25 protein-coding genes are annotated in these 24,817 nt (G+C 44.4%); 19 read left to right on the top strand and 6 right to left on the bottom strand.

Going from position 1 to position 24,817, the window contains the following annotated elements; translation table 11 throughout:
• Positions 1-13: 13 nt before the first annotated feature.
• Both P8629_RS06640 and P8629_RS06635 read left to right on the top strand, forming a co-directional pair.
• Positions 14-781 (top strand): undecaprenyl-diphosphate phosphatase, encoded by a 768-nt coding sequence (locus P8629_RS06640; RefSeq protein WP_278165343.1) that lies wholly within the window; start codon positions 14-16, stop codon positions 779-781.
• Positions 782-811: 30 nt separating this feature from the next.
• Positions 812-2,284 carry an NAD(P)H-hydrate dehydratase gene (locus P8629_RS06635; RefSeq protein ID WP_278165342.1) on the top strand — a complete coding sequence of 491 codons (1,473 nt, stop codon included), beginning with the start codon at positions 812-814 and terminating at the stop codon, positions 2,282-2,284.
• Here the strand turns inward: P8629_RS06635 and P8629_RS06630 are convergent, their stop codons facing one another.
• The 3 genes from P8629_RS06630 to P8629_RS06620 form a co-directional block, all read right to left on the bottom strand.
• Positions 2,285-3,394: a 5-(carboxyamino)imidazole ribonucleotide synthase gene (locus P8629_RS06630; RefSeq protein WP_278165341.1), complete on the bottom strand. Its 1,110-nt coding sequence runs from the start codon at positions 3,392-3,394 to the stop codon at positions 2,285-2,287.
• A 116-nt stretch (positions 3,395-3,510) separates the two neighbouring features.
• Positions 3,511-4,026, bottom strand: a complete 516-nt coding sequence (gene purE / locus P8629_RS06625) for a 5-(carboxyamino)imidazole ribonucleotide mutase (RefSeq protein WP_278165340.1) — start codon at positions 4,024-4,026, stop codon at positions 3,511-3,513.
• Positions 4,027-4,177: 151 nt separating this feature from the next.
• Positions 4,178-5,977 carry a GGDEF domain-containing protein gene (locus P8629_RS06620; RefSeq protein ID WP_278165339.1) on the bottom strand — a complete coding sequence of 600 codons (1,800 nt, stop codon included), beginning with the start codon at positions 5,975-5,977 and terminating at the stop codon, positions 4,178-4,180.
• Positions 5,978-6,317: 340 nt separating this feature from the next.
• Here P8629_RS06620 and metK point away from each other — a divergent pair, with 340 nt between their 5' ends.
• The 11 genes from metK (at position 6,318) to P8629_RS06565 (ending at position 16,656) form a co-directional block, all read left to right on the top strand.
• Positions 6,318-7,475 (top strand): methionine adenosyltransferase, encoded by a 1,158-nt coding sequence (metK, locus tag P8629_RS06615; RefSeq protein WP_278165338.1) that lies wholly within the window; start codon positions 6,318-6,320, stop codon positions 7,473-7,475.
• 83 nt (positions 7,476-7,558) lie between these two features.
• Positions 7,559-8,416 carry a methylenetetrahydrofolate reductase [NAD(P)H] gene (gene metF / locus P8629_RS06610; protein ID WP_278165337.1) on the top strand — a complete coding sequence of 286 codons (858 nt, stop codon included), beginning with the start codon at positions 7,559-7,561 and terminating at the stop codon, positions 8,414-8,416.
• 20 nt (positions 8,417-8,436) lie between these two features.
• Positions 8,437-9,174, top strand: a complete 738-nt coding sequence (locus tag P8629_RS06605; RefSeq protein WP_278165336.1) for a 16S rRNA (uracil(1498)-N(3))-methyltransferase — start codon at positions 8,437-8,439, stop codon at positions 9,172-9,174.
• A 68-nt stretch (positions 9,175-9,242) separates the two neighbouring features.
• Complete coding sequence (gene gshA / locus P8629_RS06600; protein ID WP_278165335.1) at positions 9,243-10,553, top strand: glutamate--cysteine ligase; 1,311 nt, start codon at positions 9,243-9,245, stop codon at positions 10,551-10,553.
• Complete coding sequence (gene gshB / locus P8629_RS06595) at positions 10,550-11,515, top strand: glutathione synthase (protein WP_278165334.1); 966 nt, start codon at positions 10,550-10,552, stop codon at positions 11,513-11,515. Before gshA ends, gshB begins: the two co-directional genes overlap by 4 nt.
• A gap of 125 nt (positions 11,516-11,640) precedes the next feature.
• Entirely contained in the window at positions 11,641-12,696 is a 1,056-nt protein-coding gene (locus tag P8629_RS06590; RefSeq protein WP_278165333.1) for an FAD:protein FMN transferase, read from the top strand.
• Between the two features lie 63 nt (positions 12,697-12,759).
• The gene (locus tag P8629_RS06585) at positions 12,760-13,326 is read left to right on the top strand and encodes a YqgE/AlgH family protein (RefSeq protein ID WP_278165332.1); all 567 of its coding nucleotides are present in this window, start codon (positions 12,760-12,762) and stop codon (positions 13,324-13,326) included.
• Positions 13,319-13,723, top strand: a complete 405-nt coding sequence (ruvX, locus tag P8629_RS06580; protein WP_278165331.1) for a Holliday junction resolvase RuvX — start codon at positions 13,319-13,321, stop codon at positions 13,721-13,723. Before P8629_RS06585 ends, ruvX begins: the two co-directional genes overlap by 8 nt.
• Positions 13,724-13,741: 18 nt before the next feature.
• Complete coding sequence (locus P8629_RS06575) at positions 13,742-14,761, top strand: aspartate carbamoyltransferase catalytic subunit (protein ID WP_278165330.1); 1,020 nt, start codon at positions 13,742-13,744, stop codon at positions 14,759-14,761.
• Entirely contained in the window at positions 14,758-16,044 is a 1,287-nt protein-coding gene (locus tag P8629_RS06570; RefSeq protein ID WP_278165329.1) for a dihydroorotase, read from the top strand. The genes P8629_RS06575 and P8629_RS06570 overlap by 4 nt, the downstream gene beginning before the upstream one ends.
• A gap of 15 nt (positions 16,045-16,059) precedes the next feature.
• Positions 16,060-16,656, top strand: a complete 597-nt coding sequence (locus P8629_RS06565) for a hypothetical protein (protein ID WP_278165328.1) — start codon at positions 16,060-16,062, stop codon at positions 16,654-16,656.
• 19 nt (positions 16,657-16,675) lie between these two features.
• Here P8629_RS06565 and P8629_RS06560 read toward each other — a convergent pair whose 3' ends face one another.
• Both P8629_RS06560 and ppk2 read right to left on the bottom strand, forming a co-directional pair.
• A complete protein-coding gene (locus tag P8629_RS06560) occupies positions 16,676-16,900 on the bottom strand; it encodes a hypothetical protein (protein ID WP_278165327.1) in 225 nt (74 codons plus the stop codon).
• Positions 16,901-16,920: 20 nt separating this feature from the next.
• The gene (gene ppk2, locus P8629_RS06555; RefSeq protein WP_278165326.1) at positions 16,921-17,712 is read right to left on the bottom strand and encodes a polyphosphate kinase 2; all 792 of its coding nucleotides are present in this window, start codon (positions 17,710-17,712) and stop codon (positions 16,921-16,923) included.
• A gap of 166 nt (positions 17,713-17,878) precedes the next feature.
• Between ppk2 and P8629_RS06550 the strand changes: the two genes are divergently transcribed.
• Complete coding sequence (locus P8629_RS06550; protein WP_278165325.1) at positions 17,879-18,562, top strand: YggS family pyridoxal phosphate-dependent enzyme; 684 nt, start codon at positions 17,879-17,881, stop codon at positions 18,560-18,562.
• Between the two features lie 104 nt (positions 18,563-18,666).
• Here P8629_RS06550 and P8629_RS06545 read toward each other — a convergent pair whose 3' ends face one another.
• Entirely contained in the window at positions 18,667-19,677 is a 1,011-nt protein-coding gene (locus P8629_RS06545; protein WP_278165324.1) for a hypothetical protein, read from the bottom strand.
• 347 nt (positions 19,678-20,024) lie between these two features.
• Here P8629_RS06545 and P8629_RS06540 point away from each other — a divergent pair, with 347 nt between their 5' ends.
• The 5 genes from P8629_RS06540 (at position 20,025) to metW (ending at position 24,742) form a co-directional block, all read left to right on the top strand.
• Positions 20,025-21,299, top strand: a complete 1,275-nt coding sequence (locus P8629_RS06540) for a Glu/Leu/Phe/Val family dehydrogenase (RefSeq protein WP_278165323.1) — start codon at positions 20,025-20,027, stop codon at positions 21,297-21,299.
• A gap of 128 nt (positions 21,300-21,427) precedes the next feature.
• On the top strand, positions 21,428-22,285 hold the full coding sequence (proC, locus tag P8629_RS06535; RefSeq protein ID WP_278165322.1) for a pyrroline-5-carboxylate reductase: 858 nt from the start codon (positions 21,428-21,430) through the stop codon (positions 22,283-22,285).
• On the top strand, positions 22,282-22,854 hold the full coding sequence (locus P8629_RS06530; RefSeq protein ID WP_278165321.1) for a YggT family protein: 573 nt from the start codon (positions 22,282-22,284) through the stop codon (positions 22,852-22,854). Before proC ends, P8629_RS06530 begins: the two co-directional genes overlap by 4 nt.
• A 103-nt stretch (positions 22,855-22,957) precedes the next feature.
• A complete protein-coding gene (gene metX / locus P8629_RS06525; RefSeq protein ID WP_278165320.1) occupies positions 22,958-24,121 on the top strand; it encodes a homoserine O-succinyltransferase MetX in 1,164 nt (387 codons plus the stop codon).
• 3 nt (positions 24,122-24,124) lie between these two features.
• A complete protein-coding gene (metW, locus tag P8629_RS06520; RefSeq protein WP_278165319.1) occupies positions 24,125-24,742 on the top strand; it encodes a methionine biosynthesis protein MetW in 618 nt (205 codons plus the stop codon).
• The last annotated feature ends 75 nt before the right edge of the window (positions 24,743-24,817 follow it).

Here is a 24,817-nt window from a genome sequence, read left to right as displayed (position 1 = left end):
GGATTTTCTTTCCATGGAAATATTTCAGGCCGCTATATTAGGCATTATCGAAGGACTTACTGAGTTTTTACCCATCTCCTCCACTGGACATTTGATTGTGGTCAGTGACTGGCTTGGAATCGAACAGACGAAACAAAACACCGCCTTTGAAGTGATTATTCAGGTCGCTGCAATCTTGGCGATTTTTTCTCACTACAAAGAGAAATTTTCACTGCAACACCTTCGGCTCTGGAACAATGTACTGATTGCTTTTTTGCCTATCGCAGCAATCGGGTTTATCTTTCAAGATACGGTCAAAGCGTTTTTTACTATTGAAACCGTGGCCTGGTTATTCATTATTGGTGGGGTGATATTCCTGATTGTTGAAAGACTGTATGTTGACGGTACACACCGAACAAAAGACATTGAAGACTTAACGCTAAAACAAGCATTATGGATTGGAATTATTCAGGTATTTGCCTTGATTCCCGGCACCAGCCGCGCGGGCGCTTCGATTGTCGGTGGGGTCATGATGGGCTTAGACCGAAAAACCGCCGCTGAATTTTCATTCTTGCTGGCCTTACCTGTCTTAATGGCGGCTTCAGGGTTAGATTTGATCAAACACTATGAAGACTTCGCCAGTACGAGCTGGACCCCCTTAATGGTCGGCTTTTTAATGGCCTTTATTGCTGCTTGGCTGACGATCAAAGTCTTTATTAAATTCTTGCAAGCCTTTACTTTCAATGCGTTTGGGATATATCGTATAGTGTTTGGGATCATCTTATTAATTTGGTTCGTTTAATGTTTTAGCTTTTCATCAAAAGGACTTGTCATGATGCAGCTGTACACCACTGATAGCACTCAAGCCATTGAACGTTTTGCGATTGACAAGCAAAACATTCCAGGACTCCTTTTGATGAAACGCGCGGCTTATTTCAGTTATCAGACACTAAGACAATGCTACCCGGATGCCCAACATTTGTTAATTGTCTGCGGCACTGGCAACAATGGTGGTGATGGATTTGCGTTGGCGCAATATGCTCATATTGGTGGCTGCGAAGTGTCGATTGCATTATTGGGCGCGCAGGATAAAATCAAAGGCGATGCCAGCACCTGTTTACAGGAATGTCTGGCGCTCGGACTCTCTCCAGAACCCTTCAATGCAACACTGCTTGAAAATGCCGATACGATTGTCGATGCTGTTTTTGGGACCGGTCTGAACCAACCCGTGACGGGAGAATACGCCAAGGTTTTTGAAACCTTAAACGATACCCATACGCCTATTCTGGCACTCGATATCCCCAGTGGGTTACAAGCGGATACCGGTAATATTTTGGGCACGGCAATTCGCGCCAGCCACACCTGTACTTTTATCACTCACAAACCGGGGCTTTACACTTACTTAGGCCCGGAAACAGCAGGCAAAATCCATTATAGCCCTTTGTTTTTAAGCCAGAGCAGCTATAACAGGCAAGCAGCCGTTGCTGAAAACCACCCTCTCAAACACTGGTTGAATCAACTGCCTCAAATGCATCCTTCTAGTCACAAAGGCTCTCGAGGCACCCTTTTATTGATTGGTGGAAACCTTCATATGATGGGTGCAATTCAATTGGCGAGTTTAGCGGCGTTAACCACTGGGGCAGGCCTGGTTAAAATTATCACACAGCCTGACCATGTGACGGCACTGACTCAATCACAGCCTGAACTCATGACCTACACCCAAGCCGAGTTTGAACAGCAAGCTGACTCGGCTAAAGTCATCGGCATCGGCCCGGGGTTGGACCAAGACGCTTGGGCGATTGATCGTTTCAACGAAACACTACTCAAAAATTTGCCCAAGGTGCTAGATGCCGATGCGCTCAATCTTTTGGCACAACACCCCCAGAAACAAGCCAATTGGATTCTCACTCCACACCCGGGAGAAGCGGGCAGATTACTGGGTATCAGCACGGAAGCCGTTCAAAGCAATCGCATTGAAGCCATTAAAAAGCTGCATCAAAAATATGGAGGGGTGATTGTTTTAAAAGGTAATGGCACCTTAGTTTACGATGGCAACCAAATGGAATTGTGCACTGCAGGCAATGCTGGCATGGCTGTAGGAGGTATGGGGGATGTTTTGACGGGCGCTATCACCAGCCTAGTTGCACAAGGCATGGACTTGTATGCGGCGGCTTGCCTAGGGGTTTCTTTACACGCGCATAGCGGTGACACACTGGCCAATCAAAAAAGCCAAGCCGGTGTCATTCCTTCCGACCTGGCTTTGGTCATGAGCCAGCTGTTAAGTTACGCCAGTAACGGCGATTGATTACACTTTAGGCAAAAAAGCACTTAGCTGATTGATTTGCTGGTAAAGCTCATCTTCATTTTTGGCGACGACGTTAATATGGCCTAATTTACGGCCGGCTCTTTCCGCTTTATCATACAAATGTAAAAAGGCATTTGGCATCTTCAAGACGTCATGCACAGGACCGGTTTCACCGATAATATTGACCATTGCAGCAATTTCCTGGCGCGGTGCGGTATCTCCTAATGGCAAGCCGGTAATCGCTCGAATATGATTTTCAAACTGACTGGTCAGCGCGCCTTCAATTGTCCAGTGCCCAGAGTTGTGCACACGAGGCGCCATTTCATTTGCCACCAAACCATCAACCGTTTCAAACAACTCGAGCGTTAACACACCAACATGATCCAGTTCGTCCAACAAGGCCTGCATATATTGCTCTGCTTGATGTTGAACGTCTTCAGAAACCTGACGTGCCGGCGCAATGGTGTAACGCAAAATGCCTTCGTGATGGACATTCTGGACCAGAGGATAATAGACATGCTCATTATCGGCATTGCGAACCGCAACAATCGATAGCTCACGGCTAAAATCCACAAAACCTTCCAAAACCAATTCTCGACCGCCAATTTCCTTCCAGGCCTGGTCAATTTGATCGGCTTCTTTGATGACAAACTGGCCTTTACCATCGTACCCTTCTGTCGTGGTTTTTAAAACGGCTGGCAAGCCAATTTCATCCACCGCTTGTGTCAAACTCTCTAATGAATCCACCACTTGATAAGGCGCGCAAGGTATATTCAAAGAATCAAACATTCCTTTTTCACGCCCACGATGCTGAGAATAATACAAAGACTTTTCAGCCGGAAAGACAGGCGTTGTTTCGGCAATTTTTCGAACCAGCTCCACCGACGTGTTTTCACTTTCATAAGTCATCACATCGGCAAACTCAATCAACTCCGACAAGGATGATGCATCATCCTTTTCCGTGTACATATGCCCCAATAACGCGGAAGGTTCTTCATGACTGGTGCCTAAAAATCCAAACTTTTGTCCTAATGGATATCCGGCAATCGCCAACATGCGACCAAGTTGGCCGGCACCTAAAACACCAATCTTTTTTGTCACTGGGGTCATAACATTCCTCAAGCTGAAGTTCTGAATTCTGTATGAAGCTCGGCCGACGATGTCGACCGATTCATTCTAAAATGAATATTTTACGTTAAAAGTTTTGCGAGATTGAAATTAATCTTTTAAGGGATGGTTGGATCTGGGTTATCTAAAACAAACTGGGTTTGTGCGTCTCGAAATGCTTTGACTTTTTCACGAACCGTTGTGTTTTGATTCCCCACGATTTGTGCCGCCATAATGCCCGCATTTTTCGCTCCGGCTTCACCAATTGCAAGGGTTCCAACCGGAATACCGCCTGGCATTTGCACAATCGATAATAAAGAGTCTTGACCACTGAGGGCACGAGATTGAACAGGCACCCCTAAAACAGGCACGATGGTTTTAGCCGCAACCATACCGGGTAAGTGCGCCGCACCTCCTGCACCCGCGATAATAACTTGTAAGCCACGCGCTTCCGCTTCTGCCGCATACTCGAACATTAAATCGGGTGTACGGTGAGCAGAGACAACTTTTACCTCGTAAGGGACGCCGAATTCTTCAAGCATTTCAACGGCTTTTTCCATGGTTGGCCAATCTGACTTGGACCCCATAATCACACCCACTAAAGGAGTGTTACTTCCTGTTTCTGCGGTCGACATACTTTCGTACCTGTTTTTAAAAAAGCCGCTAAGTTTACATGACTTCTGAAGATATGCAAGCAATATCATTCAAGCGCATAGGCAGCAAGTCTTTGTTACTATTAATTTTTATGTATTTTAAATCAAAATGAGTCGATGGAGAAGATGAAAGTTAGGCGCGTAATAGTGCTACTTGGCGAGAATCCATCACAAAGTATGTATTCCCACCTTTCGATTTCGCGCCTTTTTTGGCACGGGTCGCATAAGACGATAACTTTTGGGTGTGGTCAAATACGCCGGGATAAACCAACAACACCCCTAGAGACAGTGTCATCATAGGAAAGAAAACTTGTTGACCCGATCGATCTTCTGCATAAATGCCTCCATGCTCGCGGTCTTCCTGCGTATAAAAGCTTTCCGTGGCGGTTTGAAACCCTGTCAAAATACGCTCGCAAATTTCCTCATATGCCAATACCGGAGTCACCACCACAAAATCATCTCCGCCAACATGTCCGATAAAATTAGTTTGTTGTCCGACTGCGTCTTGAAGTACTTTAGCCAATTCACTGATCACTTGGTCTCCTTGTTCGAAGCTATAGCAGTCGTTATAAGGCTTAAAATTATCCACGTCGACATAAATCACCACAAAGGCGGATTGCTTATCCAAATACTCCTGGATGGTATTTTGAATAGGCACATTTCCGGGCAGTCCCGACAAAGGGTTGGCGTATTGCGCACTGCGGATCTTTAAGTCGGTAATCACTCGCAGCAGCTCCATAAAAGAACCATACCCTTGATAAAGTCCTTTTTCAGTAATGATAAAGGTGCCTTTGTCATAAGAGCCGTTTTCAGTAATTTCGCGACTGACCTCAACCAATGGAGTGTTCCAATCAAAAACCAACGGTGCTTTATCCATCACTTTTGAAATATTCTTACGCCCATGTAAGTCACGGCCAAACTTACTGGCCAAGAGCTCAATTAGCTCCTGCCGCCAGACGACACCATGCACTAAGCCGTCCTCCACAATCGGAACAAACTCTACACCGGGACGGTGTAATAATTCTTCTGTCACCTCGTCCACTGAAGTATCTGGCGACATCGTAAACGCCTCTCGGCATAAGAGCTTGACGGTTTCTTTCGGACTGGCGATATCTTTAATGGATTCACGCCATTGGTAATCCAACGTGAGCGCGGTTGAAGGAGACGGTCTTTTCAACAAAAACCCTTGCACAAAGTCGACACCGAGCTTTTCTAAAATCTGTAGCTCCGCTTCTGTTTCAACGCCTTCGGCAATGATTTTGGTGCCTAAGCTTTTGGCCAGCGTCAGGATGGTTTCCATAAAACGGTATTTATCGGCTTGCTTGTCGATATTGGCAATAAAGTGCTTATCAATTTTGACAAAATCGGGTTTAACTTCCGACCATAATTTCAAGCCATTGTAGCCAGACCCCAAATCGTCGATTGCGACCTTAAACCCCATCTTGCGGTAATGTTTAATCGCATTTAAGAATAGACCACTGTCCTCCACTGGCTGCAACTCGGTAATTTCAATGACGACTTGACGAATATTCAGACCATAGTACTGTAAACAATCAAGCGTTAACCCGGTGCGGTGTTCCGTATTCATTAGAGAACTGACAGAAATATTTAAAAACAGCTTGGCCTGATTCTGGTGAGTGGAGATTGTTTTCATAAAGTTTTTAATGGAAACGCGTCGCGCCATCAAATCCATTTCCAGCAGGCAGTCATGCTCCGAAGCCACATTGAACAAATTGGCCGGGGAATATAAAGCAGAATTTTCAGGCCCGCGAGTCAAGGCTTCAAAGGCATAAATTGAACGTGTTTTCAGGCCAACAATCGGTTGAAAATGCGTGCTAATAGCCTGCGATTCAAACACCCGTTGAAGCTCTCGCCCCAACTGAGTATTCTTTAATGATTGGCTTTTTTCTGCTGGCAAGACAACTTTTTCCACAACGAACCCTTTATTAACCATTAACCTTTGTTGAGCGTTAACCTACGCTGATAGCGTTTAATGATTTTGGATGATAGCAAAATGCATTTTTATCAATGTGACAGTTTCGTGATAACCCTTTCTCTATAAGTCTTACTAACGACCCATTCACTTTTAAATGCATAAAAAACTTGCATCGTAATGCTTTTTTAAAGAAAATGACGCCCTAGCGCCGATTTGAATCATCAGCTTGCGGGCGCATAAAAAGTACGGCTAAAGCGAGGAACTGTCTTTGTAGTATTCCCGCCTGATATCCCGTATCTCAACTTTGTATTTAATAAACTTTGAGGACACGAACCCCATGACAACCACTGTATTTACTTCAGAATCCGTTTCCGAAGGCCATCCAGACAAAATCGCAGACCAAATTTCCGACGCCATGTTGGATGCGATTATGAAACAAGACCCCAAAGCACGTGTGGCGTGCGAAACGTTTGTAAAAACCGGCATGGTCATGCTGGGCGGGGAAATCACCACCTCTGCCTGGGTGGATCAGGAAGAACTGGTGCGAAAAGTCGTCAATGACATTGGTTATAACCATGGCGATTTAGGCTTTGATGGCGAAACTTGCGCTGTACTGAGCTCTATCGGAAAACAATCTCCTGAAATTGCGCAAGGCGTAGATGAATATGAAGACCATGAACAAGGCGCTGGCGACCAAGGATTGATGTTTGGGTATGCCTCCAATGAAACTGACGTATTGATGCCTGCGCCGATTTATTTCGCGCATCGTTTAATGGAAAAACAAGCCGAACTACGCAAGTCAGGCAAACTAGATTGGTTAAGACCGGATGCAAAAAGCCAGATTACTTTACGCTATGAAGACGGCCAACCTGTCGGCGTGGATGCTGTCGTACTGTCGACTCAACACTCGCCTGATATCGATAATAAAGACCTGCACGAAGCGGTCATGGAAGAAATCATCAAACCCGTTCTACCAGAAGGCTGGCTACATTCCGGTACACAGTATCACATCAACCCGACGGGTCGTTTTGTGATTGGCGGACCGGTTGGAGATGCCGGGTTAACAGGGCGCAAAATCATTGTCGACACCTATGGTGGTATGGCGCGCCATGGCGGTGGCGCGTTTTCCGGAAAAGATCCTTCCAAGGTCGACCGCTCTGCCGCTTATGCCGGGCGTTATGTCGCGAAAAACATTGTGGCAGCGGGACTCGCAGACAAATGCGAAATTCAGATCTCTTATGCCATTGGGGTCGCAGAACCGACCTCCATCAGCATTGAGACATTCGGCACTGAAAAGGTAGCCGTTTCATTAATTGAAAAGCTGGTGCGCGACCACTTTGATTTGCGCCCGAAAGGCTTAATCGCGATGCTGGACCTTTATCGCCCGATTTATCAAAAAACCGCCTCCTATGGTCATTTCGGTCGAGAACTCCCTGAATTTACCTGGGAAAAAACAGATAAAGCCGCGGCATTAAAAGCGGATGCAGGCTTATAATATTTAAAGCAATACAAGATGATTTAATCCGATAAAAACAGCCAGGCCTGGTCGTTTTTATCAGGTTAACCACAAGGAACCCTATGCAATCTCAACAACAATACGAGCAAAAACTGAGTTTAGAGTTTTTTCCGCCCAGAACCGAAAAAGGCGTTGAGAAACTAAAAACGGTGATTGAAAAACTCGGCACAATGAACCCGGAATATATGTCAGTGACCTATGGCGCAGGCGGAACCACTCAAAACCGCACCATCGAAACGGTTGAATACATCCAAACACAAACCCAGTTTGATGCGGCACCTCACTTGACTTGCATTGGTGCTTCAGAAGAAAGCGTCATTGAACTGTTGGATCGTTATGAAGCGATGGGCATCAAACGTATCGTGGCATTAAGAGGGGATTTACCTTCCGGCATGATGGATCCGGGTGAGTTTAAGTACGCCAGTGATTTAATTGCCTTTATTCGTCAAGAGCGAGGCGACACCTTCAAACTGGAAGTGGCTGCCTATCCTGAAACGCATCCACAGGCACGCAATTGCGACATCGGTATCAAGTGGTTCAAACATAAGGTTGACCAAGGAGCCGATTCCGCTATTACGCAATACTTTTACAATGTCGACAGTTACTTATACTTCATCGATAATTGTGAACGTTCAGGGATTGATTTGCCGATTGTGCCTGGCATTATGCCCATCACAAACTATGAAAACCTGATCCGATTTTCGGAAGGCTGTGGCGCAGAAGTTCCCCGCTGGTTAAAATGTCGCTTGGAAAGTTTCGGCGATGATACCGAGAGCTTAAAAGCGTTTGGTGAAGATGTTGTCACCGAACTTTCACAGCGTTTATTGGATGCCGGTGCGCCTGGGTTACATTTTTACAGCATGAACCAATCAGCTCCGACGCTGAACATTGTGAATGCTTTAACCTTTAAAAACGCTTAACACTCAACTGTGCGAACGTTATGAGAATTCCTCGTTTCCACTTACCGACGGCGTTTAAAGAAGGTGAATCTATCCCGCTGGATAAATCACAATCGCACTATGCCTTGACGGTATTACGGTTAAAAGATCAGCGCCCTATCGAGGTCTTTGATGGCAAAGGCAATCAAGCGCAAGCGAAACTGGTTGTCACCGGACGAAGAACAGCAGAGGTTTTAATTGAGCAATGCGATTCGATTAATACCGAATCACCTCTGCACACGGTTTTACTCCAGGGGATTTCGAAAGGTGACAGAATGGACTACACCATTCAAAAATCGGTCGAACTCGGCATTACCACCATCCAACCAATTTTTACCGAACGGTGTGACGTCAAACTGACGGGCGACCGACTGGATAAAAAACGAACACAATGGCAGGAGATTGCCATTAATGCCTGTGAACAATCAAACCGTAATGTTGTGCCCACTATTTTACCACCACTTTCCTATTACGATTGGTTGAACGCGCAAACGGAAGTCTCAGGCGTCGTACTGAACCCGACGGCAGAAAACACACTTAATACACTACCTTCGTCCTTGTCAGACACAACTATTTTTTTGCTTATTGGCCCTGAAGGCGGTTTAACCGATGACGAAGTCTTACAAGGCACTCAAAAAGGATTGACCCCAACTCGATTAGGCCCGCGTATTCTGCGCACAGAAACCGCAGGTGTGGTGATTTTGTCAGCACTACAAACCTTATGGGGTGATTTTCGTTAAGTTGAGATGCAAAAATTTTCAATGCGAATCTGTATAATAAAATTCATTAAGATAAATTAGAGAGCACTATGCCAACAGTCAATCAGGTACCTCATTTACAAACTGCTTTAACGGGTCCTTTACTGGAGCTGGAACAACATCTTCTGAATCATCAAGCCGACATAGAGTGTTGGTTCCGAAAACAGTTCAAGCAGACCCCTGCGCCCTTTTATGCTTCGGTTGATTTGAGAAACGCTGGTTATAAGTTAGCGCCAGTCGATACCAATTTATTTCCAGCTGGGTTTAATAACTTGCATCCTGACTTACGGCCTCTCGCCATTCAAGCGGCACAAAGTGCCATCACCCAAGCCTGTCCCGTTGCCGATGGTGTTTTACTGATTCCTGAAAACCATACCCGTAACCAGTTCTATCTGGAAAACGTGGCCGTCCTGCAAGAGATTTTGATTTCGGCAGGGTATGAAGTCCAAATCGGTAGCCTCAACCCAGAAATCACGGAAAATACCACCATCGACTTACCGTCCGGCAAGAATCTAACCTTAAAACCGTTAGTCAAAAAAGGAGATCGTGTCGGGGTGGAAGATTTTTTCCCTTGCGCCGTGTTATTAAACAATGACCTGTCCAGTGGTCGCCCGGAAATTTTAGAAAACATCGATCAAACTTTATTACCGCCTTTAGACTTAGGCTGGGCAAATCGTTATAAAACCGAGCATTTTGATCATTATAAAAACGTGAGTACTGAATTTTCAAAAATCATTGATATTGACCCATGGTTAATCAACCCGATGTCCTTACAGTGTGGACCGGTTAATTTCAAAGAACGTACCGGGTTAGAATGTTTGGCTGGCGCGGTCAATACCGTTTTACAAGAAACACAGCAATACTACGATCAACATGACATCGACAACCAACCGTTTGCGATTGTGAAATCCGATAGCGGCACTTACGGCATGGCCATCATGTCCGTCAACACCTCAGAAGACATCCTTAATTTGAATCGTAAACAACGTAATAAAATGTCTTCTGCCAAAGAGGGGTTGGTTGCCGAACAAATGCTGGTGCAAGAAGGGGTTTATACCAACGAACGCATTAATGATGCCGTTGCAGAGCCAGTGGTTTATATGATGCATAACCAAGTTATCGGCGGATTTTATCGCGTCCATACAGGTAAAGGTTCAACAGACAATTTAAACTCTCCAGGTATGCACTTCGAGTCCATTTCATTCCAAAGCTCATGTGTGATGCCAGACCAAAACCAAGCCCCTGATGCCGGTCCAAACCGCTTTTATGCTTATGGCGTGGTTGCGCGTTTGGCATTATTAGCAGCAGCACGTGAAATTGCCGCTTCGAAAAATGCCAATGATGTTGAGAAAGCCTCATGAAACCTTGTAAAGTCGGTATCGTAATGGATCCCATTGCGAACATAAAACCTTACAAAGACAGTTCTTTCGCCATGCTTTTGGAAGCTCAGCGTCGTGGACACGAAATTTTTTACATGCAGCCGGAAGATATTTTTTTAAAAAATGGTCAACCTCATGCAAACATCAGTGAGCTCAAGGTTTGGGATCGCGCGCAATCCGATACGACCTCGCAATTTTATGGTTTCGGTGCCAGTTACGAAAGCAAGCTTTCCGACTTGGATATTATTTTGATCCGACAAGATCCGCCATTTAATAATGACTATCTTTATTCAACTCATATGCTTGAGCTGACTGAAGCAGAAGGCGTCTTAGTTGTTAATAAACCGCAATCGTTGCGCGATGCGAATGAAAAATTATTTGCCAGCTGGTTTCCCGACTGTATTCCGCCGACGTTAGTTTCTGCAAATGCACTACAGTTGAAAGCATTTATTGCTGACCATCAAGATGTCATTTTGAAGCCTCTGGATGCCATGGGCGGTGCTTCTATTTTCCGCGTGAAACAAAACGATCCCAACATCAATGTCATCATCGAAACCATGACAGATCATGGTCAACATCACATAATGGCACAGATTTATTTGCCGGAAATCAAACAGGGCGACAAACGTATCCTATTAGTCAATGGCGAGCCCGTGCCTTACGCGCTTGCACGCATTCCTGTAGAAGGTGAAACGCGTGGCAACATTGCTGCAGGCGGCAAAGGGGTTGGCATTGAACTTTCCGAACGCGATCTCTGGCTATGCCAGCAGATTGCCCCGACCCTACAGCGCAAAGGACTCCACTTTGTGGGACTAGACGTCATCGGCGATTACATTACCGAAATCAATGTCACCAGCCCTACTTGTATTCGCGAGCTGGATACACAGTACAACTTAAATATTGCCGGGCAACTATTTGACCATTTAGAGTCTCTCCGTTCTTAGTTTTTATGGCTTAAAAACCCCCAGGCCTGGGCATTTTTAATGCCGATAACGCGTGACGATTCACTATTCACAAACAGACACGCCGTTAGGTTGTCTGTTTTTTATTGGAGAAAACACACCGTTTTATGACTTCATTCTCTTATCCTCTAAGTTTGCTAATTAAATGGCTTGGCCTGTTTTTCATCCTCGCTATGCTTGGCAGCTGCGCCCAACAAAGCTATGAAAAAGTACAACAAACCTTTTATGTGTTTGGTACCGAAGTTCAGGTGGAAATCGTCGATACACCAAAAGACAAAGCGCAACACGCCATTCAAGCCATTGAAGCGCGCTTCCAGAAGTTCAATCGTGACTGGCATGCCTGGGAACCCGGCGGCATCATCGCTAAAATCAATACTGCCATTGCGCAACAAAAACCGATTGTCGTTCAAGACAGTATCAAAGCCTTTATTTTAAAATCGAAAAAATTGGCAGCGGAGTCTGATTATTTGTTTGATCCGGGAATTGGTCAGCTCATTAATTTATGGGGATTTCATTCCGAAGACTGGCATGGGCCGCCGCCTTCACAGGCAACGATTCAGCAGTGGCTGAACAGTCGCCCCTCCATTAAAGATGTCCACTTTAATAACAACCGCTTACTCTGCGACAACCCGAACGTTCAGCTCGACTTTGGTGGCAATGCGAAAGGCTTAGCGCTGGATATTGCCATTCATAGCCTGCAGTCGGTTGGCATTCAAAATGCTATTGTGAATATTGGCGGCGATATGCGCATTATTGGTTCTAAAAATCCAAATCAACATCAAGCCTGGCGCATCGGCATTCAAAATCCCAAACATCCCGGACAGATCTTAGCCGCGATTCAAATCCAAGGGGATGAAAGCATTGTCACCTCGGGTTCTTATCAACGCTACTTTGAATGGAAAGGCAAACGTTATAGCCACATCATTAACCCCAATACCGGCTACCCGGCAGATCACTTTATTTCTGTTACCGTCATTCACAAAGATGCCACCACGGCGGATGCTGCTGCAACGGCTTTAATGATTGCTGGGCCGAAACACTGGCAAAAAATCGCCCGACAAATGCACGTCACCGAAGCGTTTATGATTGATGACAACCAAAAAATGTACATAACAGATGACATGAAAAAGCGCTTACAAGTGAACGATGATAGTTCAGATTAAAAAAATCTCTTCAATCTTCATGTTATCTGCCATGTGCCATACAAACTGATATAATTCGAATTTATGGAACATTTAAACTCGTTGGAACACCACTTTCTTATCGCCATGCCCAATTTAACGGACAGCTGGTTTGATAAAACCGTTATTTATATTGTCGAAGACAATGAACACGGCACGATGGGATTGGTCATCAATTTAGAACATAACTTAACCGTTCCTGAATTATTAGATCACTTCGAATTACCCGTGGAAGTCCCGGAAATTTATGCAGACCGACCTGTTTTAATGGGTGGCCCGGTTGATTTGGAACATGGATTTATTTTGCATGAACCGCAAGGCGATTGGCAGAAAACCCTACCCTTACAAGACAACTTAGCCATGACGGTTTCCGAAGATTTCCTGAAAGCGATGGCAGAAGGGACCGCGCCGGAAAAAACCGTGGTCTGCCTAGGCTTCTCGGGCTGGGAAAAAGGTCAACTCAATGAAGAAATCCAAGCCAATAATTGGTTGACGATTCCTTATAATGAAGCATTATTATTTGATGTGGCAAGTGAGCAAAAATGGCAAGTCGCCTTGAAAACACTCGGTATTTCGCCCGAGTCGTTGAGTATGGATGCAGGGCATGGATAAACCCATTGAAGGGGTCATCATCGGCTTTGACTTCGGGTTAAAACGAATTGGGGTTGCGATTGGTCAAACCATTACACGCACCGCAACGCCAGAAGCGATTGTGGCCAGCAAAGATGGCAAACCGGATTGGGAACACATCACTCGCCTGTTTGAAGAATGGAAGCCCAGCGCCATTGTGGTGGGATTGCCGATGCGCCTAAATGGTGAAGAACAGGCGTTAACACAACCCGCCCGAAAATTTGGACAACGCTTAAGTGGTCGTTATCAAAGACCAGTTTTTTATATCGAAGAACAACTTAGTTCAATCGAAGCAGAACAACGAAAAACAAAAGCCCGTCAGCCGGTAGATGACCATGCCGCACAAATTATTTTAGAAAATTGGTTAGACGCTCTCTAAATATCAAAAGGAACTTCAATGAGACTCTCAACGCCCAACCTCCAACTGAATGAACAAGGAAAGTTGCGCCACTTTTTAACCCTAGAAGGGTTAAAACAGCATCATTTAACCGAAATATTAGATGTTGCGGAAAGTTTCATTAACCCTCTCACCGGTGATATCAGCAAAGTCCCTAGCTTGCATGGTAAAACCATCATGAATCTCTTTTTCGAACCCAGTACAAGAACGCTAACCACTTTTGAGATTGCTGAAAAACGATTGTCTGCCGATGTCGTCAATCTGAATATCGAAACCTCCTCCACCAAAAAAGGCGAAACCTTACTCGATACCCTTTGGAACTTAGAAGCCATGCTCGTCGATATGTTTGTGGTGCGCCATAGTGAAAGTGGCGCGGCACACTTTATCGCAAAGCATGTCGCCCCTCATGTTCACGTTGTGAATGCTGGCGATGGACAACATGCTCACCCAACCCAAGCCATGCTGGATATGTTTACCATCCGTAAACATAAAGGGGATATTTTTGATCTCAAGGTCGCCATTATCGGCGATATACAACATTCTCGTGTGGTTCGCTCTCAAATCCAAGCGTTGAGCATCTTGGAAGCACGTGAAATCCGCGTGATCGGTCCTAAAACCTTAATGCCTTCACACCCGGAAGCGCTTGGGGTTCATGTATACGATCACATTGAAGAAGGTCTGGACGGTGTCGATGTCATTATCAATGTTCGTTTGCAAAGCGAACGAATGAAAAGCGCCCTCCTGCCAAGTGAAAAAGAATTTTTCAATTTGTACGGCCTCACCAAAGAAAGATTGAGTTACGCCAAACCCGATGCCATTGTCATGCATCCTGGTCCGGTGAATCGTGGGGTAGAAATCGACTCAGAAGTGGCAGATGGTCATCAATCGGTTATTTTGGAACAGGTCACTTACGGCATTGCAGTCCGCATGGCGGTGATGAGCATCATTATCGATAACGCCAAACAGTTGAATGCTGAAAAACAAATCCCGAAAAAAGTAACAGAGGAGGCTCGCTCTTGAGACTTTTAATTGAAAATGCTCGCATCATTGATCCGAGCCAACAAATGGATCAAGTATCGAACCTTTATATTTCACGCGGACGCATTCTTGCCATCAGTGACACGGTACCGGAAGGCTTTACCCCTGACCAAGTCATTGATGGTGGCGGAAAATGGGTTTTGCCAGGCCTGGTAGATTTACACGCCCGCCTTGCCGAACCCGGCAGCCGTTATGAAGGGAATATTGCATCGGAAACCAAAGCGGCCGTTTCTGGCGGCATTACCACCATCTGCAGCCCGCCTGACACCAACCCGGTGAATGATACTCAAGCGGTCACCGAGCTCATCCAACGCCGTGCTCGCCAAGCAGCCACCGCGTTTGTGTTACCGATTGGCGCGCTTACCCAAGGACTGGAAGGCAAAATGCTCAGTAATATGGCGGCTTTGAAAAATGCCGGCTGTATTGCGTTGAGCCAAGCAAGCCAACCAATCCAAAACCCGCTCACAATGAAAAATGCCATGGCCTATGCCGCCAGCAATGAGATATTACTGATGCTGCGTTGCGAAGACGACGAATTAAAGAATAATGGCGTGGTTCACAGCGGTGTGATCAGCAGTCGGTTAGGCCTTGCTGAAATTCCTGCTTCGGCAGAAACCGCTGCATTAGCGCGTGATTTAATTTTGGCTGAGGAAACTGGCGCACGGGTTCACTTTTCTCAGATTTCAACTGCCCGCTCATTGGAAATGATTGCTGAAGCAAAAAAACGGGGGCTGCCCGTTACTTGTGATGTTGCTATCCACCAACTACACCTGACTGAATACGACGTGATGGATTTTGACTCCTTGTTTAACGTGACACCTCCGTTACGGACACATGAAGATAAAGAGGCGCTGCGCCTCGGTGTCAAAATGGGCATCATTGATGCCATTGTCAGTGACCACACCCCATTGGATCGTGACGTCAAACTATTACCGTTTGGAGAGAGTGAACCAGGCATTAGTGGTTTAGAAACCTTGCTGCCGTTAACACTCAGACTGGTTGAAGAAGGCGTATTGGACCTTAATACCGCCATCAGTGCTTTAACGCAACGCCCAGCGGATATATTGGGAATTCATAATGGCAGCTTGATTGAGGGGCACTACGCCGATTTCAGTCTTTTCAACCCTGAAACACCTTGGACGTTAGATCGTGCAGAAATGGTCAGTAAAGGGGATAACTCTCCGTTCCAAGGGTGGGAATTTACAGGACAAATTGAAACGACTTACTTCCAAGGTCGCCCTGTTTATCGTAACAACCAAGTGTAAAAAAACAGGTTATCGGTGACTTTTCAGTTTATCCAACAGACAGAACAACCTAATCATTACTGGTTAGTTGAAATGGAGCAGGATAATACCCAACCTGCGCCCATTAACTTGCAACTGACTGTTGACGGTGTTGCGTTGCAATTGTTTGCTCAACAACAGAGCCGTTTACAGTTTCTGACCACACAGGCAGTGTCTTTATCCCCCGGAAGCCAAATAAATAGTCCCAAAAACAGCCAGGCCTGGCTATTTTTGAACGATATCGTTAAAGCGTTATCTAAAGAGAAACCCATCCTCATCTTGGCATCTGGAATAAAAATCGCCACCGCATTTTATCTTTCGAAAGCTTTGTCTAAAGACTTCGACATTCGAGTTATTTTGCATGCTGAAAACGCGTTTCCTTTTCAGATCAAACCAGCCCGATTTATGTTTGCTAACTTCCCAGCCTATGCGATTGGCGCATCCACGTTACTGGAGGATTGGAAGATTCCTAACCGACTCTGTTGTGACGCTTTCCTGCCAGGAAGTTATGAAGGGAATTTTTCTGACCTATTTTCAGGGTGGTCTCCGCCAAGTGATTGGCAAACCATTGATTGTCATCAACTCGATTTTTAACCGCATGATTAAGTCAGGCTTAATCGGTTTCATTCGCCTCTTGCCGCAAGTCTTTCGCAACCGCTTCTAAAGACTTGGCAGCCTTATGCGACACTTCAGAGTGAACCACCCCTAAAGCGGCTGTAATTAAGGTTTCCAGTTCTTGAAAGTGCGCTTCGGTAATCACATTCACCTGATCGTCGGAAAGCATTTTCTGAAAGCGCTCCACCACTTCTTTAGCGTGCTTTTGATAATGTAAACTCATGCTGATTATTCCTTTCCAATTTAATCTTCTTTAAAAACATCTTCGCCACTGCTGATAATCAACGGATCTTGTTGTAAGACCCCTTCATTTTTGTCTTCATAATCAAAATAATTCAATATAAAACGTATCGCTTCCAGTCGCGCACGCTTTTTATCATTTGATTTAATCACCGTCCAGGGAGCTTCCGTAGTATTGGTGTAAAAGAACATATCCTCTTTTGCTTTGGTGTAATCATTCCAACGATCCAACGAGGCTAAGTCCATCGGGCTCAACTTCCATTGTTTTAAAGGATCATTTTGACGCGCATTAAAACGTCGTAATTGCTCCTCTCGACTTACCGAAAACCAAAACTTCATCAAATGAATGCCGCTGGCGGCAATCATACGTTCAAATTCAGGCGCTTGATGCACAAATTGGTTGTATTGCGGGGGGGTACAAAACCCCATCACGCGTTCCACACCGGCACGGTTATACCAAGAGCGATCAAATAACACCATCTCTCCTGACGTGGGTAAATGTTGCACATAGCGTTGAAAGTACCATTGGCCTTTTTCAGTTTCGCTTGGCTTATCCAAGGCAACGACTCTGGCACCACGAGGATTTAAATGCTCCATAATACGTTTTATGGTCCCCCCTTTTCCAGCGGCATCCCGGCCCTCAAATAAAATCACCAAACGTTCTCCGTTATGCTTTATCCATTTTTGTAATTTTAAAAGCTCTATTTGCAATAATTTTTTGGTCTCTTCATACTCTGTTCGAGACATTTTCTCGCTATAGGGATAACTCACATCGCTGGATTTAATTTTTTTCATTTATTCTCCTAATTATCTAAACAAAGATGACTGACACGACTCAAAGAATACAACCTAAAATAGAGAGCTTTATAATCTTTATCTATTATTCTACGCTGGTAGCAATCCAAGCTGTAATGAAATATATTAATAAAATAGACAAACTGACTTTATATATGGAATTTTTATGACCTCCTCTCTGACACAACGTTATCAAGACGTCCAGAAACGCATTGACTCGGCTATGCAATCCGCCAACCGAACAGATCCTATTCAATTATTGGCTGTCAGCAAAACCAAACCGATTGAAGACATTATTGCCTTAGCAAACATTGGACAACAGGCCTTTGGTGAAAACTACGTTCAAGAAGCGCTGGACAAAATAGAACAAAGACCGGATTTGGAATGGCACTTTATCGGCCCCATTCAGTCCAACAAAACCAAACCCATCGCAGAAAACTTTCAGTGGGTTCACAGTGTCGATCGTTATAAGATCGCCCGTCGTTTATCCGAGCAACGTCCAGAGAGTCTTCCACCGCTGAATATTTTATTGGAAGTGAATATCAGCAATGAACCTTCTAAAGCCGGGTTTTCTCCAAACGACGTTTTGGACATTGCCAAAGAAATTATTAAACTGCCAAGTATTTCTTTGCGCGGGTTAATGGCTATTCCAGCCAAAGCGCAAACACATGAAGAACAAAAACAACCATTTCAACAAATGAAAGCGCTGCTAGAATCTTTGCAAAAAGCATTTCCTGAAGAAGCTATAGACACTTTGTCAATGGGGATGTCAGCTGACTTGGAAGCGGCCATAGAGGAAGGTGCGACCATTGTCCGAATTGGAACGGATATATTTGGTGCTCGCACTTAAAAAAACGTCATCATGAAAACAAAAAACCGAATCCACCTTAAAACGGATTCGGTTTTATGTGTCGAACAACATCGCTTGCGAGAAAAAGCACTTCACATGAAGTTTTACGTTTTAGAAGAACTGTTTTCTTCCTCAGTAGTAGCTTCGTTTGAAGTACCTTCTACGTCATTAGAGTGAATTAAAGGTTCCACCTCAACCCCACTGGGTTTTAATGACTTTTTATCTAAACCAGCAGCTTCCGCTAATCGATCATGAAAAGACTTTACCCGATCATACCAGGTGGAAAAATTTGACTCATCCCCGGCTCTTTGAGCGGTGGTGCCAGCCAATAAGCGATCAAAAGTTTCGCGCGCATTTACAAATTTTTCATTCATTTTTTCAACGATATTTTGCCAATTTTGCAAATAAGCCGGCAATTGCGCAATCTGTCCTTTTGTTTCTTCCGATGGCTCATCGGCTTGTTGCTTAGTCGCTTTATAGGCTTCAGCTTGTTGATACGCCATCGTTGCGCTTTCGCTTTTGTGTAAATTCAAGTTGAAACTCTTTATCTGACCAAAATCAATTTCCAAACTTTGTGCTTTTTCAAAGGCCTTTTCAATATCACCATTAAAAAACTCGCTCGCCAGTTTGTCGACTTTTTCAAAGACATCATAGACGGCTTTCAATTCACCTTCATTCAGATTGCCTTTAACGGAAAAACCAAAACGCTCCTGAAAAGCAGTTGCCTCCATGGCTTGAGTGCTTTCAAAATAACGAGCGCCTTTTGGCCCTTCCTGCATGGACTGCTCCTGCTTATACGATTGGTATTGGGCATACAACTGTCGAAAATCGACTTGAACAACATCCCCTTCCTGAGTCTGCAACTTCATTGTCATCGTTTGGCTATATTGATAAGATTGCTGAAACTTCTCCACCGCTGAAGCAGCCTGCATTCCTTTCGTCGTTGGCGAGTAGAAATCGGAAGCTGTTTGCGCAGAAGGCAAATCCTTATCTTGAACCGCCACACTTTCGGTTCTTTGTCTTGCTTTTAAAGCCTCATCCAATGCTTGGGCCGATTTTCGGTCATGATTCTGTGCATAGTTGACAGAATCATTTTGAGGTGTAATAGTTGCCATAAGAAAATTCCTTTTCTAATTCTGAGTGGGGTTTCGTCTTCACTAAACGATTCCCTTATTATTATTTTTATAGCTTACGATAAAGTTAACGGCCACTTTTCTAAAAACTTTATTTTAATTCAAAAAAAATTAGTAAATTATCTAACACTCTCTATTTTTATCCTTTTTTAATACATGAATTTACCTGTGTTAACTCAATATAATTTTTTGGCCTAAATTTGATGATTCAGCTTCAATCCCTTTATTTTTATTGCATTCCAGCTATTTTCCCTTATCCTTAACGAACAAGTAAACTTACTTAATGCTTGTCTTAAAAGTTTGCCCATTTAACTGAAAAAGAGCGTGTTATGTTTGAAATTGCAAAACAACGATTGAGTGATGTTTTTAAACATATTGAAGTTGAAGAGGAGGTCATCACTCGACTATCCGTCCCTAAAAGATCGATCAAAGCGAGCATTCCAGTCAGAATGGATGACGGGAGTCTTCGTATCTTTACCGGCTATCGTGTGCAATACGATGACACCCGCGGCCCTACCAAGGGGGGCATACGCTACCACCCTCGCGTCAACGAGGACGAGGTCACGTCTTTAAGCTTTTGGATGACAGTGAAATGTGCGGTCGCAGGATTGCCTTTTGGTGGCGCAAAAGGAGGCATCACCGTTAATCCAAAAGAACTCTCACAGCTGGAAATCGAACGACTCTCACGAGGGTATATTCGTGCCTTTGCAGATGTCATAGGAGAAACAAGAGACATCCCCGCGCCTGATATGTATACCAATGCCACAATCATGGGATGGATGGCAGACGAATATTCCATCATCTCTCGTCAACAAATACCCGGTATTATTACAGGAAAACCAATTTACCTGAATGGGTCTGAAGGCCGAACACAAGCAACGGGGCAAGGGGCTTTATTTTGTCTAAACGAGTATGCACGACGCCAAGGCTGGGACATAAAAAATACAACCATCGCGATACAAGGATTTGGGAACGCCGGTTATAACTTTGCAAGCTTAGCCCAGCAAGAAGGTTACCGTGTCATTGCGGTCTCTGATTCCTCTGGTGCCATTTTGACGCCCAGTGGTTTAAACATTGATGATGTCAAACAATACAAAGATCAAACATCTGAACTGCAAGCGGTTTATTGCGATGGAACTGTCTGCAATGTCATTGAACATGAAAAACTAACCAATGAAGATTTATTAGAACTGGAAATTGATGTTCTAGTGTTGGCAGCAATGGAAAACCAAGTCACGCTAGAGAATGTCGATAAAATCCAAGCCCACACCGTTCTTGAAATTGCCAACGGTCCCGTCTCTCCTCAAGCAGATGAAGTGCTGTATGCCAAGAACATTCAAATCATTCCGGATGTGTTGGCTAATGCGGGCGGGGTCACCGTCAGTTATTTTGAATGGGTTCAGAACCGCGCCGGGTTTTACTGGGAAGCCGATGAAATACGAACAAAATTGGCTAAAATCATGAAACGGGAATCTAACACCATCTATGACTTAGCCATTCGCTATAAAACCTCTCTAAGAACAGCTGCTTACATTCATGGAATTGAACGACTTGCTGGCGCGATTAATCAACGAGGTAACCGCAAACTATTTAAGAAAAATTAAGACCAAAAGCGTGATTTTTTTAACGCTCAGACTTACCGAATTTTATAAGAATTCGTTATAATGGGTCTCATAAATTTGCTATTCAAACCATTTGAGCAAAACTCAAATTTAAACGAAAGAGATTTTCCATGAACTTAACCATTTGCTTTATTGGCGCCGGAAACATGTCGGTCAGTTTAATTGGCGGACTCATTGCCAGTGGCTACCCTAAAGACAAAATACTGGCAACAGATCCATCTGAAGCAAGACGACGTGAAATAACACAATCCATGGGAATTCACTGCGAAGAAGACAACCTTGAAGCCACCGAAAAATCTGACATCATCGTTTTGGCAGTCAAACCACAAATGCTTGAATCAGTTTGTCAGCAACTGGCCGCGACGATTCAGAAAAAACATCCGTTGGTAATTTCAATTGCTGCCGGCGTCAGATCAACCGATATTGACTATTGGTTGGGTGGAAATACAGCCATCGTGAGAACCATGCCCAATACCCCTGCTTTAATCCGCAGCGGAGCAACTGGCTTATTTGCCAATGATGCGGTGAATGAAGAGCAAAAAGAACAAGCGGAACATATTTTACGTGCCGCTGGCATCACAGTTTGGGTGCCCAAAGAAACGGATTTAGACATCGTTACCGCTATTTCAGGAAGTGGTCCAGCCTATTACTTCCTCTTTATGGAAGCCATGCAACAAGCGGGTCAAAAACTCGGTTTAGACGAAGCAACCGCCCGTTTATTAACGATTCAGACAGCTTTTGGTGCGGCGAAAATGGCGCTTGAAAGTCCGGATGATTGTGCAACCTTACGACAAAAAGTAACTTCACCAAACGGTACAACAGAAAAAGCTATCCAAAGCTTTGAAAGCCATCAATTACGTGAGATTGTTGAAGAAGCAATGGGCGCTGCCAAAGATCGTGCAATCAGCTTAGCGAATGAACTGGGATCAACCCAAACAGAATTTCACAATAAAACAGGAGAAAAATGATGACACCAGTCGGTCAAGGCGGTTTGTTTTTAATTCAATTTTTAGCAGGCCTGGTCATTTTTACCTTGCTGTTACGTTTTGTCATGCGTGCAACCTTTGTTGACTGGCGTCATCCAATTGTCAACTTTATTGCCAAAGTCACCAACCCTATTTGTGCCCCTTTAAATATGGTCTTACCCAAGCCAAATCGTTGGGACTGGAGCGCCCTCGTGACGGCTATGCTGGTGCAAGCGCTTTTAGTGATATTAATCGGATTTTTAACAGATCGGAGCTTTGGTGTGAGCTTAATCCTGATTTCTTCTGTCACTGAGATTATGAATCAATTGCTAGACATGATGTTTTGGTTAATCATCATTCAAGTGGTTCTCAGCTGGGTATCACAAGGCTACAACCCGAACACGGCTATTTTTGATCAAATGACTCAACCCATTTTGCGTCCATTTCAAAGATTAATCCCGCCAATGGGAGGGCTTGATTTATCGCCTATTGTCGCCATTATTGCCATTAAGCTAACACAGATTGTCATTGTAGGGTCGATTGCACAGATTGGCCAAAACATGTTGGTTTAGACTTAATATGTTGAACAGCGCTTTGCTACCTTGGTAAAGAAGCGCTTTTAATTGACCCCGTTAATCACCCACTGACTTTAATAGATACTGTAAAATAAACCCCATGACAGACGAAATCGGCATAGTAACCCCTCAAAAACTTCACGTTTCGACCCCACTTGAGATGGTCAGTGGGTCCACTTTGCCTCAATATGACTTAGCGTATGAAACCTACGGCAGCTTAAACACCGATAAAAGCAATGCCATTTTAATTTGTCACGCATTAAGTGGAAACCATCATGTTGCCGGACAATATGAAGGAGAATCCACGAAAGGTTGGTGGGATGGGTATATTGGCCCTGGAAAACCGATTGATACCAATCAATTTTTCGTGGTCTGCTCAAATAATTTAGGGGGTTGTCACGGATCAACGGGCCCGGCCAGCATCAACCCTCTGACAGGAAAAGTGTATGGACCTGATTTTCCCATTGTGACCTGTAAAGACTGGGTGCACAGTCAGAACACGCTGCGTCAGCATTTAGGCATTGATGCCTGGGCAGCGGTCATTGGTGGCTCAATGGGAGGGATGCAGGTATTACAGTGGGCCATTGACTACCCAGATCAAATCCGCCATGCCATCGTCATTGCCGCTGCCCCTAAGTTATCGGCACAAAACATTGCTTTCAATGAGGTCGCCCGCCGTGCCATTATGACCGATCCAGAGTTTCATGAAGGTCGTTTTATTGAAGCCGGTACAACCCCTAAAAGAGGGTTGGCTTTAGCAAGAATGCTGGGGCATCTGACCTATTTATCGGATGACATGATGGGGTCGAAATTTGGTCGAGAGCTTCGAGAAGGCAAACTCAACTATAATTTTGATGTTGAGTTTCAAGTTGAAAGTTACTTAAGATATCAAGGGGAAAAATTCGCCACCAAACAGAATTTTGACGCCAACACCTATTTATTGATGACCAAAGCATTGGATTACTTTGATCCAGCGGCGGACTTTGATGATGATTTATCTAAAGCGCTTTCAAAAGCAACAGCGAAATTTTTGATTATTTCATTTACCACGGATTGGCGTTTTTCTCCGGATCGCTCGCATGAAATCGTAAAAGCGCTACTCGATAATGATGCTGACATCAGTTATGCCGAGGTCAATTCACAGCATGGACATGATGCTTTCTTATTGCCTAATGATCATTATGAAGGTGTTTTTCGTGCCTATATAGATCGAATCCACGCAGAGTCCAACCAGCAAACAAAAACAAAATCAGGAGGAGCATAGGAAATGGCGTCAAAAACACTTTCTCCTGAATTTAAATTAATCGCCGATTGGATCCATACTCAAAGCAGAGTGCTTGATTTAGGCTGTGGCGATGGTCAATTACTTGATTACCTCATTCAGCACCGCAGCATTACTGGATACGGGATGGAGATTGATCCGCAAAAAAACATCAAGGCAATCGAACGCGGGATCAATGTAATTCAAAGCAATTTGAACAGCCATGATATTTGTGACTACTTTGATGAGGATTCGTTTGACTTTGTTATTATGACCCAAGCATTGCAAGTCGTTAGTCGACCTGACTTATTACTGGATGAAATGCTTGCGGTTGGAAAACAAAGTATTATCACTTTCCCGAACTTTGGGCACTGGCGAAACCGGGCACAACTCTTTTTTGGTGGCCATATGCCTCAAAACAAAAGCCTGCCTAACCCTTGGTACAATACGCCCAATATTCATTTATGCACCTTTAATGATTTTGAAGACTTATGTGAAGAAAAAGATATCGAAATCGTTGCTCGAACCGTAGTCAATAGCCGCCATGAACCGACTTTTGCAATGAGATTTGCGCCCAACTGGCTGGGAGAGATTGCGCTTTATCGGGTGCAACGCAAGACCTAGTTCAGACAAAATGCTCATTTGACAAACCCTTTCTTTTTGCTTAATATGCTAATTGCAATCAATAATAATTATTAT

This window comes from Hydrogenovibrio sp. 3SP14C1 (assembly GCF_029625905.1).
In the GTDB taxonomy this organism is placed as follows: Bacteria; Pseudomonadota; Gammaproteobacteria; order Thiomicrospirales; family Thiomicrospiraceae; genus Hydrogenovibrio.
Note: the sequence above shows the minus strand (reverse complement) of the source record. Positions and strands in the feature narration are given on the sequence as shown.